General features: G+C 32.7%; 22 protein-coding genes. All 22 read left to right on the top strand.

Annotated features, from left to right (window positions below; all coding sequences use genetic code 11):
- The first annotated feature begins 60 nt into the window (after positions 1–60).
- The 22 genes from N4A68_07055 (at position 61) to N4A68_07160 (ending at position 19,020) form a co-directional block, all read left to right on the top strand.
- Positions 61–282 carry a flagellar FlbD family protein gene (locus tag N4A68_07055; GenBank protein MCT4564064.1) on the top strand — a complete coding sequence of 74 codons (222 nt, stop codon included), beginning with the start codon at positions 61–63 and terminating at the stop codon, positions 280–282.
- 3 nt (positions 283–285) lie between these two features.
- Positions 286–1,080: a MotA/TolQ/ExbB proton channel family protein gene (locus N4A68_07060; protein ID MCT4564065.1), complete on the top strand. Its 795-nt coding sequence runs from the start codon at positions 286–288 to the stop codon at positions 1,078–1,080.
- Positions 1,073–1,825 (top strand): OmpA family protein, encoded by a 753-nt coding sequence (locus tag N4A68_07065; GenBank protein ID MCT4564066.1) that lies wholly within the window; start codon positions 1,073–1,075, stop codon positions 1,823–1,825. The genes N4A68_07060 and N4A68_07065 overlap by 8 nt, the downstream gene beginning before the upstream one ends.
- A gap of 36 nt (positions 1,826–1,861) precedes the next feature.
- Positions 1,862–2,278 (top strand): flagellar basal body-associated FliL family protein, encoded by a 417-nt coding sequence (locus N4A68_07070; protein MCT4564067.1) that lies wholly within the window; start codon positions 1,862–1,864, stop codon positions 2,276–2,278.
- Positions 2,279–2,295: 17 nt separating this feature from the next.
- Positions 2,296–3,282 (top strand): flagellar motor switch protein FliM, encoded by a 987-nt coding sequence (gene fliM / locus N4A68_07075; protein MCT4564068.1) that lies wholly within the window; start codon positions 2,296–2,298, stop codon positions 3,280–3,282.
- Entirely contained in the window at positions 3,283–4,437 is a 1,155-nt protein-coding gene (gene fliY / locus N4A68_07080) for a flagellar motor switch phosphatase FliY (GenBank protein MCT4564069.1), read from the top strand.
- 22 nt (positions 4,438–4,459) lie between these two features.
- On the top strand, positions 4,460–4,822 hold the full coding sequence (locus N4A68_07085) for a response regulator (protein ID MCT4564070.1): 363 nt from the start codon (positions 4,460–4,462) through the stop codon (positions 4,820–4,822).
- 23 nt (positions 4,823–4,845) lie between these two features.
- Positions 4,846–5,169, top strand: a complete 324-nt coding sequence (locus N4A68_07090; protein ID MCT4564071.1) for a flagellar biosynthetic protein FliO — start codon at positions 4,846–4,848, stop codon at positions 5,167–5,169.
- 10 nt (positions 5,170–5,179) lie between these two features.
- The gene (gene fliP, locus N4A68_07095) at positions 5,180–5,962 is read left to right on the top strand and encodes a flagellar type III secretion system pore protein FliP (GenBank protein MCT4564072.1); all 783 of its coding nucleotides are present in this window, start codon (positions 5,180–5,182) and stop codon (positions 5,960–5,962) included.
- Between the two features lie 13 nt (positions 5,963–5,975).
- Complete coding sequence (gene fliQ, locus N4A68_07100; protein MCT4564073.1) at positions 5,976–6,245, top strand: flagellar biosynthesis protein FliQ; 270 nt, start codon at positions 5,976–5,978, stop codon at positions 6,243–6,245.
- 256 nt (positions 6,246–6,501) lie between these two features.
- Positions 6,502–7,275, top strand: coding sequence for a flagellar biosynthetic protein FliR (gene fliR, locus N4A68_07105; protein MCT4564074.1), 774 nt, complete (start codon positions 6,502–6,504; stop codon positions 7,273–7,275).
- Positions 7,276–7,279: 4 nt separating this feature from the next.
- Positions 7,280–8,365 carry a flagellar biosynthesis protein FlhB gene (gene flhB, locus N4A68_07110; GenBank protein MCT4564075.1) on the top strand — a complete coding sequence of 362 codons (1,086 nt, stop codon included), beginning with the start codon at positions 7,280–7,282 and terminating at the stop codon, positions 8,363–8,365.
- Between the two features lie 85 nt (positions 8,366–8,450).
- Complete coding sequence (gene flhA / locus N4A68_07115; protein MCT4564076.1) at positions 8,451–10,478, top strand: flagellar biosynthesis protein FlhA; 2,028 nt, start codon at positions 8,451–8,453, stop codon at positions 10,476–10,478.
- The gene (flhF, locus tag N4A68_07120) at positions 10,479–11,618 is read left to right on the top strand and encodes a flagellar biosynthesis protein FlhF (GenBank protein ID MCT4564077.1); all 1,140 of its coding nucleotides are present in this window, start codon (positions 10,479–10,481) and stop codon (positions 11,616–11,618) included.
- Between the two features lies 1 nt (position 11,619).
- On the top strand, positions 11,620–12,507 hold the full coding sequence (locus tag N4A68_07125; protein MCT4564078.1) for a MinD/ParA family protein: 888 nt from the start codon (positions 11,620–11,622) through the stop codon (positions 12,505–12,507).
- A gap of 27 nt (positions 12,508–12,534) precedes the next feature.
- Complete coding sequence (locus N4A68_07130) at positions 12,535–13,197, top strand: flagellar brake protein (GenBank protein ID MCT4564079.1); 663 nt, start codon at positions 12,535–12,537, stop codon at positions 13,195–13,197.
- A complete protein-coding gene (locus N4A68_07135) occupies positions 13,198–14,268 on the top strand; it encodes a chemotaxis response regulator protein-glutamate methylesterase (GenBank protein ID MCT4564080.1) in 1,071 nt (356 codons plus the stop codon). It abuts the gene before it with no gap.
- A 9-nt stretch (positions 14,269–14,277) separates the two neighbouring features.
- A complete protein-coding gene (locus N4A68_07140) occupies positions 14,278–16,308 on the top strand; it encodes a chemotaxis protein CheA (GenBank protein ID MCT4564081.1) in 2,031 nt (676 codons plus the stop codon).
- A 59-nt stretch (positions 16,309–16,367) separates the two neighbouring features.
- Positions 16,368–16,811, top strand: coding sequence for a chemotaxis protein CheW (locus N4A68_07145; GenBank protein MCT4564082.1), 444 nt, complete (start codon positions 16,368–16,370; stop codon positions 16,809–16,811).
- 220 nt (positions 16,812–17,031) lie between these two features.
- Positions 17,032–17,652 carry a chemotaxis protein CheC gene (locus N4A68_07150; GenBank protein ID MCT4564083.1) on the top strand — a complete coding sequence of 207 codons (621 nt, stop codon included), beginning with the start codon at positions 17,032–17,034 and terminating at the stop codon, positions 17,650–17,652.
- Positions 17,645–18,130, top strand: a complete 486-nt coding sequence (locus tag N4A68_07155) for a chemotaxis protein CheD (protein MCT4564084.1) — start codon at positions 17,645–17,647, stop codon at positions 18,128–18,130. Before N4A68_07150 ends, N4A68_07155 begins: the two co-directional genes overlap by 8 nt.
- A gap of 152 nt (positions 18,131–18,282) precedes the next feature.
- Positions 18,283–19,020, top strand: coding sequence for a FliA/WhiG family RNA polymerase sigma factor (locus N4A68_07160; protein MCT4564085.1), 738 nt, complete (start codon positions 18,283–18,285; stop codon positions 19,018–19,020).

The raw sequence follows: 19,020 nt of genomic DNA on the forward strand, positions 1-19,020 counted from the left end.
TTTGATAATGAACTCAAGGGACTGTCCTTTGGGACAGTCCCGTTTTAAAGGATGATTTATATGATATATGTATCTAGGCTTAATGGAGAGGTTTTGGCTGTGAACTCAGACCTAATAGAGTTTATAGAGGCTACGCCCAATACTGTCGTATCCATGACTACTGGAAGAAAAATTGTAGTAAAAGAAGGTATTGACGAGATTATTGTCAAAATATTAGAATATAAGAAGAGGATTTTTGTAGAGAATGTCCCCGATACAAAATATCATAGAAATGAGGTGTAGTCATTGGATTTATCAACGGTCTTAGGAATGATAGCAGGTATTGTACTTATTCTATGGGGAATAATTGATGCCGGTGAGCTAGGCTGGTTCTGGAGTCTTTCTTCATTGCTAATAGTATTGGGGGGAACAATTTCAGCAACTTTTATTGCTTTTCCGCTGAAAAAGGTTTTAGCTACATTAAAGGTTGTTAAAAAGGCCTTTGCAAACAATATGTTTGAAGTTGCCTTAATTATAAGCAAGGTAGTAAATCTGGCCAACGTTGCTAGGAGAGAAGGTCTGCTAGCACTGGAGGAAGCTGTAGAAGAAATTGAGGATGATTTTTTGCAAAAGGGTGTCATGCTAATTGTTGATGGTACAGACCCAGAACTGGTTAAAAATATACTTGAAACAGAGATAGCTTTCCTTGAGGAAAGACATAATGAAGGGAAAAGTATTTTTGATATCATGGGAACCCTTGCACCGGCCTTCGGTATGATAGGGACCCTTATAGGGTTAGTGGCCATGCTTAAGCAGCTTGATGATCCCAGTTCAATAGGGCCTAGTATGGCAGTTGCTTTGATTACAACCCTTTATGGGTCAATTATAGCAAACTTAGTTTGTATACCAATAGCAAAAAAATTGAAGCTAAAGAGTAGAGAAGAGATCCTATTAAAGGAAATCATGATTGAAGGTTTATTATCCATCCAGGCAGGTGAGAACCCTAGAATAATAGAGGAAAAACTTAAAGCCTTCCTACCACCTTCAATACGTAAATCATTAAATGATAACGAGGATACGGAGGCTTTAGCAGATGAGTAGAAGGAAACCTCAAGAAGAAGAACCGGGTGGAGTGCCAGAGTATATGGCCACCTATGGGGATATGATGACATTGTTGTTATGCTTTTTTGTATTGTTGTTTGCTTTTTCAGAAATTGACTCAAAAAAATTTCATGCGATAATGGAATCCTTTCAAGGTTCTGCAGGAGTTATGAGAGGTGGTAAAACCTTAGATGATACTGAGTTTGTAAATAATTCGAACCTTGAAGATGAAATAGCTAATAACTTAAAGGAAATAAGGGATTTACAGGCTCTTAAGGAAAGCTTTGAAGAGCATTTAAAGGAGAATAAGCTGGAAAACAAGATATTAGTTGAGCTTGATGATAGAGGTCTTTTGATTAGGTTTGACGATAATGTTCTCTTTGATTCCGGTAGGGCAGAATTAAAGTATCAATCGAAGGAAACCTTGCAGTTTATGTCGGGACTATTAAGACAAGATCAATTTTCTGACAAAATTATTAGGGTTGAAGGGCATACTGATTCAGATCCTATTAAAAGTAGTAGAAAGTTCCCTACTAACTGGGAATTATCGACTATAAGGGCTGTTAATGTAGCACGATTTTTAATTGAGGGTACAGATATGACTCCCGAAAGAATAGTTGTATCGGGCTACAGTAAATACCATCCAGTGGTTCCAAATGATGATGCAAAAAACAAGGCTAAAAATAGAAGAGTTGATATAGTAATATTAAACTCGGATTATGAAAAAAGTGAGCCGAATTATTAATTTACGAAATCAAATTTATAAAAAGGGGACAAAGGTATGGATTTAAAGAAAGTTCTTGTTTTAAGCTTAATAGGATTGCTTGTCCTAGCATTGATATTCACTTTAGTTTTCTTCCTAGTGATCAATAAAAAAGGAGAAAGTAAGGAGCAAAAGGTTGAATATTTTGAGTTTAAACTTGATGAGATGTATACTAATATTAAGGAAAGTAACAGTATATTGAAGATAAATATATCCATAGAATATACGGATAGCCAGCTTGCTGAAACCCTTAATAAAGGTAAGTCAAGAATTTCTAATGATATCCTTGAACTTCTCAGAAATAAAACCATAAAGGAATTGTCTGGGAAAGAGGGGCAGCAAAAAGCTAGAAAAGATATACAAAATAAGGTAGCGGAAATAGTTAGGACTAATACCATTTCTAATATCTATTTTACAGAATTTATAATCCAATAGTATTGGGGGTGACGTAATTGTCAGATGTCCTTTCACAAAGTGAAATAGATGATCTGCTTCAAGCATTAAGTACAGGGGAAGTTGATGTCCAAGAATTCAAAGATGATACAAAGGAAAAAAAGATAAAGAAGTACGATTTTAGAAGACCTGATAAATTTGCCAAGGATCAATTACGTACACTTCAAATTATTCATGAAAATTTTGCTAGACTTTTAAATACTTTTTTATCTGGTTATCTTAGAACATTGATTACAATAGATGTTCTTTCAGTTGAACAGTTAACTTATCATGAATTCAGCAACTCCATATCGGACCCCGCAGTACTTGGAATAATTAATTTTGAGCCATTAAATGGACAGATAATAATGGATGTTTCTACAGATATTGCTTTTACCATGATCGAAAGAGTTTTAGGAGGGAATGGACGCCTACTTAAAGAAACCCGTGGCTTTACTGAGATCGAGGTAACTCTCTTAAAGAGGGTTCTTATAAAAATCAACAAACTCATAGTTGAATCCTGGGAAAATATTATTGGTTTGAATCCTTCTTTGGAAAAAATAGAAACAAACTCTCAATTCGCTCAGATTGTATCTCCGAATGAGATAATAGCTTTAGTTACTTTGAATATAAAAATCGGAGAGGTAGAAGGAATGTTAAATATGTGTATTCCCTATTATGTCCTTGAACCAATAATTCCAAAATTAAGTACTAGACTTTGGTTTTCAAACAATAATAAGGATATTACAGATGAAGAAAAGGATGCTATAAAGCTTGGATTAGAAAAAACATATGTAAATGTTAGAGCAATTATAGGTAATGCAAGTATTACTGTAAGTGATTTCCTAAATTTACAGCCAGGAGATGTCATTCAATTGGATAGGAAAATATATGAAGATATAGAGGTTGTAGTAGGAAAACAACATAAATTTACTGCCAAGCCTGGGATCAAAAAGAAGAAGGTTGCTATAAAAATTAGTGACTTCAAAGAGGAGGGAGATGACTAGATGGCTGATATGCTTTCTCAAGAAGAAATAGATGCTTTACTGAAGGGAACTACTTCTGATATTGAAGAAGGAAATGCATTAACTGATGATGAGAAAGATGCTTTAGGTGAAATAGGTAATATTAGCATGGGAACATCTGCCACTACTTTATTTACACTGTTAGGGCAAAAAGTCACTATTACCACGCCAAAAGTCTCTATAACATCCTTGGATGAATTATCTGGTGAATATGATATACCATGTGTAGCTGTCATGATAAAGTATAGAGAAGGGATTGAAGGTTTCAACCTACTGATATTAAATGAGGAAGATGTAAAAATAATTACTGATCTGATGATGGGAGGCGATGGACAAAACGTTTCTCAAGATCTTACGGATATTCACTTAAGTGCCATTGGAGAAGCTATGAACCAAATGATTGGTTCTTCGTGTACATCTCTTTCCGAAATATTTAGCAAGAAGATTGATATTCTTCCACCAAATGCCTTTTCCGTTGATTTACCCAATAAGAAGTATGATAATTTGGGAATCGACAGCAGTCAAAAAATTGTTAGAATTGCCTTTAGAATGACTGTAGGAGATTTGATTGATAGTGAAATAATGCAGATTATTCCCATAGAATTTGCGAAAAAATTAGTGGCCCCTTTATTAAGTGGTAATACTGACCCTAGTCCAGAGCAATATGATATGGGTGAATTATCAGATACTAGGGTAGAAGAAAGTCCTCAGGCGGTTAATATACCTAATCAGAATACTGTCAAGCAGCCTAGATCTAATAATGTGAAAACAAATGCAAATGTTAATCCTAGAATTGAAAAAAATGCTCATAATAATCCAGTGAATGTACAACCCTTGCAATTTGAAAGTTTTGATGATGAAGGCCAAGGATATAATGCTTATAGTGATATAGAGCTTATAAAGGATGTACCTTTAGGTATTACCGTTGAATTAGGAAGAACAACTAAGCAAATAAGCGAAATCCTTGATTTTGGACCTGGAACTGTTATAGAATTAGATAGACTTGTGGGTGAGCCATTAGATATATTTGTTAATGGCAAACAGATTGCAAAAGGCGAGGTAGTAGTGGTTGACGAAAACTATGGTATTAGAGTTACAGATATTATTAATCCACAAAGACGTATAAATAATTTCTAGTTAATTTAAAGGAGGAAATATTATGGCAAATGGAATTTTAATAGTTGATGATGCAGCATTTATGAGAATGATGATTAGAGATGTTCTAAGTAAAAATGGCTATGAAATTTTAGGAGAAGCTGAAAATGGACAAAAGGCAATAGAAAAATTTAAGGAGTTAAATCCAGACCTAGTGATTATGGATATAACTATGCCAGAAGTAGATGGGATTCAAGCAGTTAAAGAAATTAAGAAAATATCACCTGATGCAAAGGTAGTTATGTGTTCTGCTATGGGACAACAGGCTATGGTTATAGAAGCAATCCAAGCAGGTGCCCGTGATTTTATCGTGAAGCCTTTCCAAGCTGATAGAGTTATTGAAGCTGTTAAGAAGGTTATTGGATAAGGGAAGGGAGAAGTTTTGTATAAATGACAAGCTACTATCCAATTATTGTTTTAATTGCATCGATCTTTATAATAATACTGGCCTTTTTCACGACCAAGTTGGTTTCTGGGGGGCTTAGTATTCAAAATTCAAGTAGGAACATTAGGTATATTGATAAATTGCCATTAGGAGTTGATAAATCCCTTGTTCTAATTGAATTAGATAAACATTTTTATCTTATGTATGTAAGTAAAACTGGAGCGCAGCTAATTGATAAATTAGATTCTTTAGAGATAAAAGAAACCAAAACTAAAAATATGTCATTCAGTGATGTACTCTCCAGTTTTAAGAATTTCAAAGACAGGTAAGGATGAAAAAATGAATAAAATATCGAAATATTTTATTATCACATTAATGGCAGTAATTATAATAAGCATCTTTTGTATTAATGGGGTTATTAATACTGCTTATGCGGAGCCGGAATTTCCGATTCCCAAGCTTAGTCTTAATATAGATGAAGCCGAGAATCCAAAGGAAGTAGCATCAAGTATAGAAATACTTGTTTTACTTACAATTTTAACTATAGCTCCATCTATTTTAATAATGACTACTAGTTTTACTAGGATAATAATTATCTTATCCTTTTTAAGAAAAGCGCTATCTACTCAAACGACTCCACCAAACCAAGTATTGGTTGGACTAGCTCTTTTTTTAACGTTTTTTATTATGGCACCGACCTTTGATGCTATTAATGAAAACGCCATTAAACCCTATACTAATGGTGAAATATCCTTTGAAGAAGCTACGGATAATGCTGTAAAGCCATTAAGAAAATTTATGTTCAAGCAAACGAGACAAAAGGATTTAGCTTTATTTCTAAATATCATTGGGGAAGAAGTTCCAAAAAGTATAGATGATATACCTACAAAAGCATTAATACCAGCCTTTATAATAAGTGAATTAAAAACTGGTTTTTCCGTAGGATTCCTGTTGTTTATACCTTTTATTGTAGTTGATATGGTAGTTGCTAGTACTCTTATGTCAATGGGCATGATGATGCTGCCGCCGGTTATGATTTCTTTACCATTTAAGATATTGCTTTTTATCATGATAGATGGTTGGAATTTAATTATAAAGCATATTTTGCTGGGCTTTAATTAGGAGTGTTATGTAAATGGATGAAGGATTAGTACTGGATTTATTCCAGCAGGCTTTGTATCACATTATTATTCTTGCGTCCCCTTTGTTATTGGCAGGATTATTTGTTGGCTTGGCTGTAAGCATCTTTCAGGCAACCACGCAAATACAAGAGGCTACTTTAGCCTTTGTACCCAAAATTTTAGCGGTATTTCTTACATTGGTTATGTTGGGACCTTGGCTGCTGAAAAAAATAACTGAATTTGCGACCTATGTTTTTTCTAATATAAATAATTTTGTTCAATGAGCAAATTGCATAATTACCTTCTGTGAAAGCTATCTACTATATATAGTTTTAGTATCTACGAAGGCGAACCGCCGAATATGCTATATCTTAAATAATTAAATTAAAGATGATATTCTCATATTAGACTTAGCCAAGTAAGAGTTATTAAATTACTTCGAATAAATAATTGCTGTAAAATTCATGGCAAATTGTAAAATTCACATAATCTAAATATGGTTATGCAATTTGCCCATTTAATTAGATTGGAAGAAAATATATGGATATAATGGAAAGGTCAATTATACTTTTTTTAGTTTTTTCAAGAGTTAGTGGCATTTTTTTATTAACTCCTGTATTTGGTAGTAAAAATATTCCTAGAACTTTAAAAATAGGATTAGCGGGATTTTTAACCTATATAGCTCTTCCAATTGTTACGTTATCACCGGCTATACATATAATGAGTATTTATCAGCTGCTATATTATATGATATTTGAATTTTTTATTGGTCTTGTGTTTGGATTTATATCCCTTTTGATTCTTTCTTCAATATATATTGCTGGTACTATAATAGATAGGAATATTGGATTTTCCATGGTTAGTGTTATAAATCCCCAGGACGAGACTCAAATTCCCATTACATCTAATTTGTTTTATGTAATGGCTATAATGGTATTTTTGATGACAGATTTACATCATATTTTAATAAAAGCTGTTTTGCATAGCTTTAAGGTCATACCTATTGGTTATGAAAATGTTAATCTCTTGTTTGTTGATAAAGTTATCGAAATAATGAGAACTGCTTTTGTTTTAGGATTTAAAATGGCGGCTCCAATAATGATAACTATATTTGCCACTAACGTTCTACTAGGGGTTCTATCTAGAGCAATGCCGCAGATGAATGTTTTTGTTGTGGGTATGCCATTAAAGATTTTTATTGGACTTATTACTATATTTATAATACTACCAATTTACTTTGAAATATTTGGAAATATTTTCGGCATCATGTTTGATTATATTAAGGAATTCATAAACAGTGCAGTAAAAGGATGATGAAATGCAAAAACTTAAAATAAATTTGCAGCTTTTCACTGGTGAAAAAACTGAAAAGGCGACGCCAAAGCGTAGAAGAGAAGCAAGAGAGAAGGGGCAAGTTCTTCAAAGTAAGGAAATAAATTCGGCATTGGTACTGCTTGCTGTTTTTTTATCCATGAACTTGTTTAAGAAGTACTGGTATTTAGAGTTCTATAAATTCTATCACAAGGTTTTAGCTTATTCAAGTGATATAAACTCCATTTATACCTATAAAAATATAACTAAGTTTTTAAGTGAGACTTTATTTTTTATTTTAAAACTGTCTTTGCCTTTATTACTTATTTCATTGGCAGTTGGACTGATATGTAATTATATGCAGGTAGGTTTTCTTTTCACTACAAAAACCCTTACTATGAAGCTTAGTAAGCTTAATCCCATAAGCGGATTAAAAAGAATGTTTTCAATGAAGTCCATTGTAGAGTTATTAAAATCTCTTTTCAAGACATTTGTACTTATATATGTGACTTCTAGCTATTTACTTAAAGAATATAATAATATATTAAATGTATTTGACATGAATATAGAACAAACCGTTGAATATGCCTGGAGTTTGGTTTTGAATATCGTTATTAGATCAGCATTGGTTTTATTGGTTTTAGCAATCATTGATTACTATTATAAAAAATGGGAGCATGAAAAAGGGCTGAAAATGTCCAAACAAGAAATAAAGGAAGAGTATAAACAAACAGAAGGGGATCCGAAAATCAAGTCAAAAATAAAGGAAAAACAACGTCAAATAGCTATGCAAAGAATGATGCAGGATGTCCCTAAGGCAGATGTAGTTATAACAAATCCAACCCATTTTGCCGTTGCCTTAGCATATAATGACGATTCTCAGGAAGCACCAAGGGTTATAGCAAAGGGACAGGATTTAATAGCTCAAAATATTAAGAGAATAGCAAAAGAAAATGATATTCCCCTTTTTGAAAATAAACCCCTTGCCAGAAAGCTTTTTGCCACAGTAGATATTGGAGAGTTTATACCTCCGGACTTATATCACGCTGTTGCAGAAGTATTGGCATACATTTATAGTTTGAAAAATCAATAATCGTATAAAATGTACGATATATTTTTAAATATTAAATTATCTTAGATAGTGAAATATACTAAGTGCTATATTAGGAGGAACTTAGATGAAATTTGGCGATATTATTGTTGCCTTAGCTATAATAGCCATTGTAATAATAATTATAATACCTGTCCCACTAGTAGTATTGGATCTATTATTGAGTATAAATATTTCTCTTGGACTGTTAATATTACTAATTTCCATATATAATAAGGAACCACTACAATTTTCAGTGTTTCCATCATTACTGCTTATAACCACACTTTTTAGGTTATCCTTAAATATATCTACAACTAGATATATTTTAAAGGATGGAAATGCGGGTAATGTAATTGAAGCCTTTGGTAATTTTGTTATAGGTGGTAACGCAATAGTAGGTTTCATTATATTTATGATCATAATAATTATTCAATTTTTAGTTATTACAAAGGGGTCAGAGAGGGTTTCCGAAGTAGCTGCTCGTTTCACCTTAGACGCCATGCCAGGTAAGCAAATGGCTATTGATGCAGACTTAAATTCCGGATTGATCACAGAAAGTGAAGCTAGGGAACGTAGGACTCGAGTTCAAAAAGAAGCTGATTTTTATGGAGCTATGGATGGAGCAAGTAAATTTGTTAAGAATGATGCAATAGCGGGTATTATTATAACAATTATAAATATTGTTGCAGGATTTATAATTGGTTCGTTTATGAATGGCATGGAGATATCCGAGGCAATACAGAGATACACTCTACTAACCGTTGGTGATGGTCTTGTTAGCCAGATTCCAGCCCTTCTGATTTCAACGGGAACAGGTATTGTTGTTACTAGAGCTGCCTCTGACTCTGATTTAGGGAATGATTTGCTACAGCAGCTATTTAGACAGCCAAAGATAATGTTCATTATAGCGGGGGTTCTATTTGTATTAGGTATTACACCCCTTCCCAACACTCCCTATTTCATGTTGTCAGCAGCCTTTGTATATCTAGGCTATATATTACGTAGTGAAATTATCAAGAGTGAAAGCGTAGAATTAGAGGAAGTAGAGGAAGCAGAGGTTGAAGAAATAAGAAAACCAGAAAACATTATACCATTGTTGCAGGTTGATCCTATAGAATTAGAATTTGGTTATGGAATCATACCTTTAGCTGATCCAAATCAAGGTGGTGATTTGTTCGATAGATTAGTTATGATAAGAAGACAAATTGCATTGGAATTAGGTATGGTTGTACCGATGATTAGACTTAGGGATAATATACAATTAGATGCCAATAAATATCTAATTAAAATAAAAGGAACTGAGGTATCAGAGGGAAGTATAATGTTCAATCATTATCTTGCCATGAATCCCGGTAATGTTGAAGGTAATATTGATGGAATTGATACTATAGAACCGGCCTTTGGATTGCCTGCTAAATGGGTAACCGACAATAATAGAGAAAAGGCTGAAATTCTAGGATATACGGTGGTAGATCCATCATCGATAATATCAACTCATTTAACTGAGATCATAAAGAAATATGCCTATGAATTACTGGGTAGACAAGAGGTTAAAACCCTTATTGATAATGTTAAGGAAAGTCAATCAGCCTTGGTTGATGAACTGGTACCAAAGCTCATGTCATATGGAGAAATACAAAAAGTTTTATCTAATCTATTGAGGGAAAAGGTATCTATTAGAGATTTAGTTACAATATTAGAAACCCTTGCTGATTATTGTCTAATAACAAAGGATGCAAACATGTTGTCCGAGTATGTTAGACAAGCACTGGGTAGGACTATAACTAAACAATATATACCCGATAAAGGAGCTAAAGTTGTTATGCTGGAACCTGATGTTGAGAAATTGATCATGGAATCAATTAAACAATCGGAACACGGTTCATATCTATCCTTAGAGCCTAGTGTCACACAGGTAATATTGAATAATCTTTCTATAGAAATTCAAAAGCTGGTATCCATAGGAGAACAGCCTATAGTAATAACTGCACCCATAGTAAGGTATTATTTTAAAAGCTTGACTGAGCAGATTATTCCTGATTTAATTGTTTTATCTTATAATGAATTAGATTCTGATGTTGATATTCAGTCTATAGGGACGGTGAAAATATAGATGAAAGTTAAGAGATATTTAGCTAAGGATGTACAAGAAGCTATGATAAAAGTAAAAAATGAATTAGGAAGAGATGCTATTATTCTTCATACAAGGAAGATTAAAGAACGAGGTTTGAAAGGATTATTTAAGAAGCCCTTGGTAGAAGTGGTAGCTGCTATAGATTCCAGCAGAAAAGAGGATATAAAACCCGAATATTCTCCAAGTAGAAATCAAGTAAAACAGAATATAATTTCCAGGAATGAAGTTGAAAATGAAAGTTTAATAGATATAAACAATATGAATGAAGATATAAACTCAATTAAATCCATGCTTTCAACGGTACTTGGCAAAATGCAGGATGAGCCTTCAAAGGAAAACAATAGTATCCTTAGCAAGTATGAAAAAATCTTTGAGGAAAAAGGTGTGATAAAGCCAGTTACCGATAAAATTTTATCTATTGTTAAAAGGCAGATAAGTATATCAAATGGAAATGAGCAATCTATTAAAAATGCTTTAAAAATAATTTTAAAGGACTATCTGGGAACACCATATGCCATGGAGAACAAATTAGGCAAACAGAATGTAGTATTATTTGCGGGGCCAACGGGTGTTGGAAAGACTACAACCCTTGCAAAGCTTGCAGCAAAACAAACTATAATAAACAAGCGTTCTGTTGCATTTATTACTGCTGATACATATAGGATTGCTGCTGTTGACCAGCTAAGAACCTATAGTGAGATTTTAGATGTTCCTTTAACTGTTATTTATGAACCAAGTGAAGTAAAGGATGCCATCGAAAAGTATTCAGATAAAGATTATATTTTCATTGATACCGCTGGAAGAAATCATAAAAATAAGGAATTGTTAACGGAATTAAAAAGTCTTATAGACTATGTTGAATCGCCGGATATATTTCTTCTTTTGAGTTTGACTACTTCCTATGATAACATTGAAGATATAGTAAAATCATATGAATTTTTAGAGGATTACAGCTTGATATTTACTAAAGCAGATGAGTCGTCAAGCTTAGGTAATATTCTTAATGCAAAATTTCTTACTTCTAAGCCCTTATCATATTTAACCATTGGACAAAGTGTTCCCGATGATATTGAAATTGTTGATATGGAAAATCTTGTCAATACGTTTGTAGGTGATTAATATGAATGATCAAGCCACTAACTTAAGAGAACTCATAAGCAGCTTTAGACAAAATAATAATAAGATAATTAAAATGAACCAAAAGCCGGAGACTGGTGCAAGGGTACTTGCTGTGACCAGTGGTAAAGGTGGAGTAGGAAAAACTAATTTTACTATTAATTTAGGTATTGCACTCAGTAAAAAAAATAAAAAAGTTACCATAATAGATGCAGATTTAGGACTTGGCAATGTGGATGTTGTCTTAGGTATGGTTCCAAGGTTTACTTTGGCTAATGTAATGAGAGGAGAAGCCAGTATACTTGATATAATTAATAAGGGGCCTAATGGGATCAATATCATATCAGGAGGTTCAGGAATAAATGATTTAATTGATTTGTCTAGGGAAGAGATCGATAATCTAATATCTAACTTTTATTTACTTAATGAGATTTCCGACTATATATTAATAGATACGGGGGCTGGCATAAATAGTTCTGTTGTATCTTTTATAGAAGCATCCGATGAGGTTGTTATAGTTATAACTCCCGAGCCTACTTCTATCACAGATGCATATGCACTAATTAAAAATATCAGAAGAAGTAATAAATCCGTTAAATTGATGGTCAATCGCATCGAGTCAAGTAAAGAAGGCTATGAGGTGTATAATAAGATAAACTCAGCTACTAAAAGATTTTTAGATTTTGAGGTAGAAAACCTAGGCTTTATATATGAAGATTCAGCCGTAAGGAAATCAGTTAGAGAACAAAAACCCTTTATCCTAAAGTTTCCTAATTCTGTTGCGAGTAAGGGAATTGATCTTATAGCATATAATCTGATTAATAAGAAAAATGAGGTAAAAAATGTAAATAGCTTTAAGCGTTTTGTTAATAATCTATTCAATAAAATTTAGTTTTACAGAAATTAAGGAGGACTTCTTTTGGAAAAGAAAATTACTAATTTGTTAAATATCGGTGATAACATTGAAATAGAAATTGAAAAAGGTAGTTCTTTTCTAAAGATGAAAAGTGATATAGTAAAGGTTTTAAATGACAGTATCATAAGTATATCTGCTCCGATTCACAAAGGAACGATTTATCCTATATCGGTTGGAAGCAATGTGACTATTGTTTTTAATAAGGATAGTAAAGGGAAATTCTATTTTATAGGTGAAATTATTGATAGGAAGAAAAAGGGGAATTTAACAGTATTATTTGTTAAGAAGCACAGTGATATAAGGCATTTTCAAAGGAGAGACTTTTACAGACTGAGTATTCTTCTGAATATAAATTTGGAAATAATTGAAAATGGGGTTACTGTAAAAACCGTGCCAGCTATAAGTAAAGATATAAGTGGTGGTGGACTAAGAATAATTACTAAAGAAAAAATACAAAAGCATACTGCTGTTAAATGTATTATATACATTGATGATGAAGCCATAGAGGCCCTTGGAAAAATTGTGAGATGCGATCCAATGCCGGATTCCATATTAAAGTATGATGTAGGAGTTTCATTTACATCTATTGATGAAAAAAATCGTTCAAAAATAATTTCATTTGTCTTTGATAGCCAAAGAAAAATAATTAAAAAGGGGTTGATATAGATGTCTAGAATAAAGGTTCTTGTAGTAGATGATTCGGCTTTTATGAGGAGGATACTTTCAGATATTATAAATTCCCATCCTGATATCGAGGTTATTGATACAGCTAGAAATGGAGAAGATGCATTAGTTAAGATAGAAAAGCTAAAACCTGATGTTGTAACCCTAGATGTTGAAATGCCAAAGATGGATGGATTGGATGCACTTCAAAAAATAATGGAAAATTGCCCGGTCCCAGTATTGATGCTAAGTAGTTTAACTAAAAAAGGTGCTGATGAGACTATTAAGGCACTACAATTTGGGGCAGTGGATTTTATAGCTAAGCCAAGTAATATATTTAAAATAAATGTGGAAGATATGAGAAAGCATTTACTTGATAAAATCATTGTTGCTTCAAAGGTAAAGTTTAGAAAAAAAGTTCTTTTAAATACTTCACCTCGTGGGGAAATAAGGAAGACATATCCAAGAAAAACTAGGGATTTGGGTGTGAAAAAAACCACTTTTAAAAAAGTTGTAGCCATCGGTACATCTACAGGAGGTCCAAGAGCATTACAAAACCTTTTACCAAGTATACCAAAGGATATAGATGCAGCAATTGTCATTGTACAGCATATGCCCTCAGGATTCACAAAATCCTTAGCAAATAGACTGGACTCAATATGTGAAATAAGTGTTAAGGAAGCAGAGCATAATGATATACTTCTCCCAGGTCATGCTTATATTGCACAGGGTGGCCATCATATGGTTGTTGTTAAAGAGAATAATCAACTTAAAATACACCTAGATGGTGGCCCAACAGTATCGGGTCATAGACCATCGGTTGATGTATTAATGGGTTCCATAGCTGATACAGGAATTAGAAATGTTATTGGCGTTATTCTTACTGGAATGGGTGCTGATGGGGCTCAGGGGCTTAAAAAGTTAAAGGAGAATTCAGCATACATAATTGCTCAAGATGAAGAAAGTTGTGTTGTTTTTGGAATGCCTAAGTCAACAATAAAGCTTGGAATCGTTGACAAGGTATTACCAATTTATGATATTAGTGATGAAATAACAAAAGCAGTGGAGGGGTAGAATATGGATATGAATATGAATCAGTATCTTGACATTTTTATTGAAGAGTCTAAGGAACATCTTCAAAACATGAATCAATTGCTTCTGAAGCTAGAAGCTGCTACCGATGACCTAAGTCTTTTAAATGAAATATTTAGAATTGCCCATACCCTAAAGGGAATGTCTGGAACAATGGGATATGTAAGAATGGCAAACTTAACCCATGAGATGGAAAATGTTCTTCAGTCCATTAGGAATAAAGAAATTGAAGTGAATGAGTATATTATTGACGTATTATTTGAATGCTTTGATACCCTTGAGGAATATGTTAATGAGCTAACTAAAAATGGTGTTGAAGGAGATCTTGACCCTAAACCATTGATACAAAAACTAACTGGAATTATGAATCATGATGATCCAGTACAAATCGAGGTTGAAGAAAGTATAGAAGAAGATCATAATAATACTGAAGCAGAATTTACAATTGATATTGAAGAAATCACATCTAATGTTATAGGTAAGGCAAGCAAGAGTGGCTTTAACTCCTTTAAGATCAAGGTTGTTTTGAATTCCGATTGTATGTTGAAAGCAGCTAGAGCCTTTATTGTATTTAATACCATGGAAAAATTCGGTGAGATCATAAAATCTAGACCTAGTGCAGAGGAAATAGAGGATGAAAAGTTTAATGACTTCTTTGAGATCATCTATATTACTAAATTAGATGGTTTGACAGTTAAAAATGAGATACAAAACATATCGGAAATAGAAGAAGTAATAGTAGAAAAAATTCAAAACCAAAGGGATATTAATACTAGCAATGAGGACAAGTCAGTTGAAAAGAAAGAAAAGACTAATACAAAGAATCAATCACCTAATAATGTTAGGCCAAATCAGACTAAATCGAGAACAACAAAAACTTCTAAAACCGTAAGGGTAGATATTGATCGTTTGGATAACTTAATGAATCTTGTAAGTGAATTGATTATTATAAAGACTAGATTAGAAGATATAGAGGATTCAAAGGTAAATGCAAATATGAATGAAGCCGTTGAATACCTTGAAAGAATAACCACTAGTCTACATGATGCAGTTATGAAGGTAAGAATGGTTCCTATTGAAAGAGTATTCAATAGATTCCCGAGAATGGTTCGTGATTTAACTAAAGGATTAGGTAAAGAAATAAATCTATTTATGACGGGTGAAGAAACAGAGGTAGATAGAACTGTAATTGATGAAATAGGAGATCCATTGATACATTTATTAAGGAATTCTATTGATCATGGTATAGAAGAGCCTATGGAGAGGGAAAAATTAGAGAAGCCTAAGGCTGGTAATGTATATTTAAGGGCATACCCAGATGGAAATACTGTTGTAATAGAAGTAGAGGATGATGGTAAAGGAATTTCCATAGAGAAGGTAAAGGATAAGGCTATGTCAAAGGGCATAATATCCCAAGAAGCCGTTGCTAATATGAATAATCAGGAGATAATAAATCTTTTATTTAAGCCTGGATTTAGTACGGCAGAAAAAATCTCTGACATCTCGGGAAGAGGAGTTGGACTTGATGTAGTTAAAACAAAAATTGAATCCCTAGGTGGATTAGTTGAGGTTCATTCAGAAGCAAAGAAGGGTTCTAAGTTTGTTATCAGATTACCGCTGACCTTAGCAATTATACAAGCTTTAATGGTTACAATAGGTGAAGAAAAATATGCACTTCCATTGAATTCAATTAAGGAAATAGCAACAATAAAGTCAAATACTATAAGAAAAGTACATAATCAAGAAGTTGTTCTATTTAGAAATAGTACCCTACCAATACTAAGAATGAATAATATTCTTCAAGTTGATACTGCTTCACAGGATAAAGAGGAAATGATAATTGTAGTTGTGAAGAAGGGCGACAGAACGGCTGGGCTTGTGGTGGATAACTTAATAGGTCAACAAGAGGTCGTAATAAAATCCCTAGGGAAATACTTATCGGGAATAAAAGTTATAGCTGGAGCTACAATCTTAGGAAATGGGCAAATAGCTTTAATAGTAGATCCAAATTCATTATTCTAAAATGTATAGAAATTGACTAAGAAGATTGTTCAATAAGTCATCGTAAAAGGAGGAAGCGTATGTCTATTCAAGAATATGTTCTTTTTAAATTGGATAACGAATACTATGGCATTGATATTCACAATGTAGAGACCATAGAAAAGGTTATGCCAATAACCCGTGTACCTTACACAAAAAAATTTATAAAAGGTGTTGTAAATTTAAGGGGTAACGTTGTACCTGTAATTGATTTGAGAAAAAGATTTGAACTTGCGGATAAAGAATATGACGAGAATTCAAGAATAATCATCGTTAAATTAGATGAAATAACAGTTGGAATGATCGTAGACTCTTCGTCGGAAGTTATCCAATTATCGGAAGAAGATGTTGAAGAAGCTCCATCCCTTAAGGGCAATAGTGAAGAAAACTTTGTTAAATGTATTGGGAAGAAAAATGAACGCATTATTATGATTATCGACCTTCAAAAGATACTAGATATAAATGATATTGAAAAGGACATATAGAAATTAAAATAAAATTATTGAATTTTATATGTCTGAAAAACTTTAAGATCGAGTATTTAGATATGCATAGATTAAGATTTAACCTAAACTCTCTATAGGGATTTTAGTATAGACTTTAACTTATACAAGTCCAAAATGCCCAAAGCCATCGCATACTTGTCCATGTATAAATTAAATTATACTATGAAAACCCTATATATAATTAATGAGGAGTGCTAATATGAATAATTATCTAAATAATATGGATGCATTAGTTCTTGACATATTGAAAGAGGTTGGTAATATAGGAGCTGGTAATGCTACTACAGCCTTAGCTAAAATGCTAAATAAAAAGATTGACATGACAGTTCCTAAAGTTAATATCCTAGATTTTTCAGATGTAGCAGATTTGATTGGTGGAGCAGAAACTCTAGTTTGCAGTATTTTCTTTGAAATAGAAGGAGATTTAAATGGAAGTATAATGTTTCTTTTAGAGATTGAATCGTCAAAAACCTTAATTAATTTACTGATGAATGGATATGAGCTAAATGAAATTGACGATTTTGCAAAATCGGCATTAAAGGAAATAGGCAATATTCTTTCTGGGGCCTATGTTTCATCGTTATCGGGTTTGACAGGATTGAATATGAAAATATCTATTCCATCACTAGCTATTGATATGGCCGGGGCAATACTCAGTGTACCTGCTATTGAATTTGGGCAAGTTAGTGATAAAATACTTATAATTGAGACAGCATTTATGGAAGGTCATGATAATGTTAGAGGCTTTTTCTTTCTGGTTCCGGATTATGATTCATATGACGTATTATTAAATAGCTTAGGAGTACCGAGCGATGGGTGATTTAGTAAAGGTTGGAATGGCTGATTTAAAAACAACAAAATCACCGGGAATATTGACGACATTGGGACTAGGTTCTTGTGTTGGGATTTGCCTCTATGACCCTGTAGTAAAAGTATCTGGAATGGCCCATATAATGCTTCCAAGTAGTAAAAGTATTAGGAATAATAGTAATTTATATAAATTTGCCGACACTGGAATAGATTTACTTATTAAAGAGATGGTAAAAAAAGGTGCTGTAAAACATCGTCTTATCAGTAAAATAGCAGGCGGTGCCCAAATGTTTTCTTTTGCTAGCAAAAGCGATATAATGAAAATTGGTGAAAGAAATGTTATTGCAGTTAAGAAGTTATTGAAAACCTACGGTATACCTATTAAAGCTGAAGATACAGGTGGTAGTTATGGAAGAACAATAGAATTCCATTCCTTAAACGGTAAGCTCACGGTTAAGACAATTGGTCATGGTATCAAGGAATTTTAGTAAAAGTATTACTTTAGATTTTGATGAGGGCTTCTACATTTTTATTTTGAAAATTTATTAACCCTTAATGTTGGTTGTCTTTAGTAATTTTTAAAGCTGGTGATTATACAATTTGTTTTATGTATATTAATCTAGGGAGAAGGATATAGTTTATGGCTAATATAGAATTATTAAAAGCATATAAAAAAAATAAATCTAAGGAAATAAAAGATAGGCTAATAGTTGAAAACATTGAGCTTGTAAAAATTATATCAGGCAGACTATATCATTCATATAATTCAAATGTAGAATATGACGATATTGTTAGCTATGGTATTTTAGGATTGATTGATGCAATAGAAAAATTTGACCCTGATAAGAATGTGAAATTTGAGACCTATGCCAACTTTCGTATTAGAGGATCTATTATTGACCATTTAAGAAGTTTGGATTGGGTACCAAGATCTACCAGACAAAAATATAGAAAGTTTGAAGAGGCCATGTCAAAGCTTCAAAGTAGCTATGGTTTGAATATTGATGATGATATTCTAGCCAATGAGCTTAATATGTCATTAGAAGAGTTGAAGATATTTCTTTCAGAGGTTTCTATTTTTTCTGTTGTATCCCTTGATGATAAGATGTCTGAGAATAGTAATTTTAACATTATCTCCGAGGATTTTGAGACTAGGCCTGAATCTAATTATTTAAAAAATGAAACAAAGAAGATTTTGAATATGACAATAGAGAAATTGCCTGAAAGAGAAAAAATGATTATAAAGCTTTATTATTTTTCTGAACTAACTTATAAAGAGATTTCAAAGATATTAAATATCTCTGAATCAAGGGTCTCTCAGCTTCATACAAAATGTATTGTGAAATTAAAAAATTGTTTAAATAATATATATGCGTAA

This window comes from Maledivibacter sp. (genome assembly GCA_025210375.1).
Lineage (GTDB): Bacteria > Bacillota > Clostridia > Peptostreptococcales > Caminicellaceae > JAOASB01.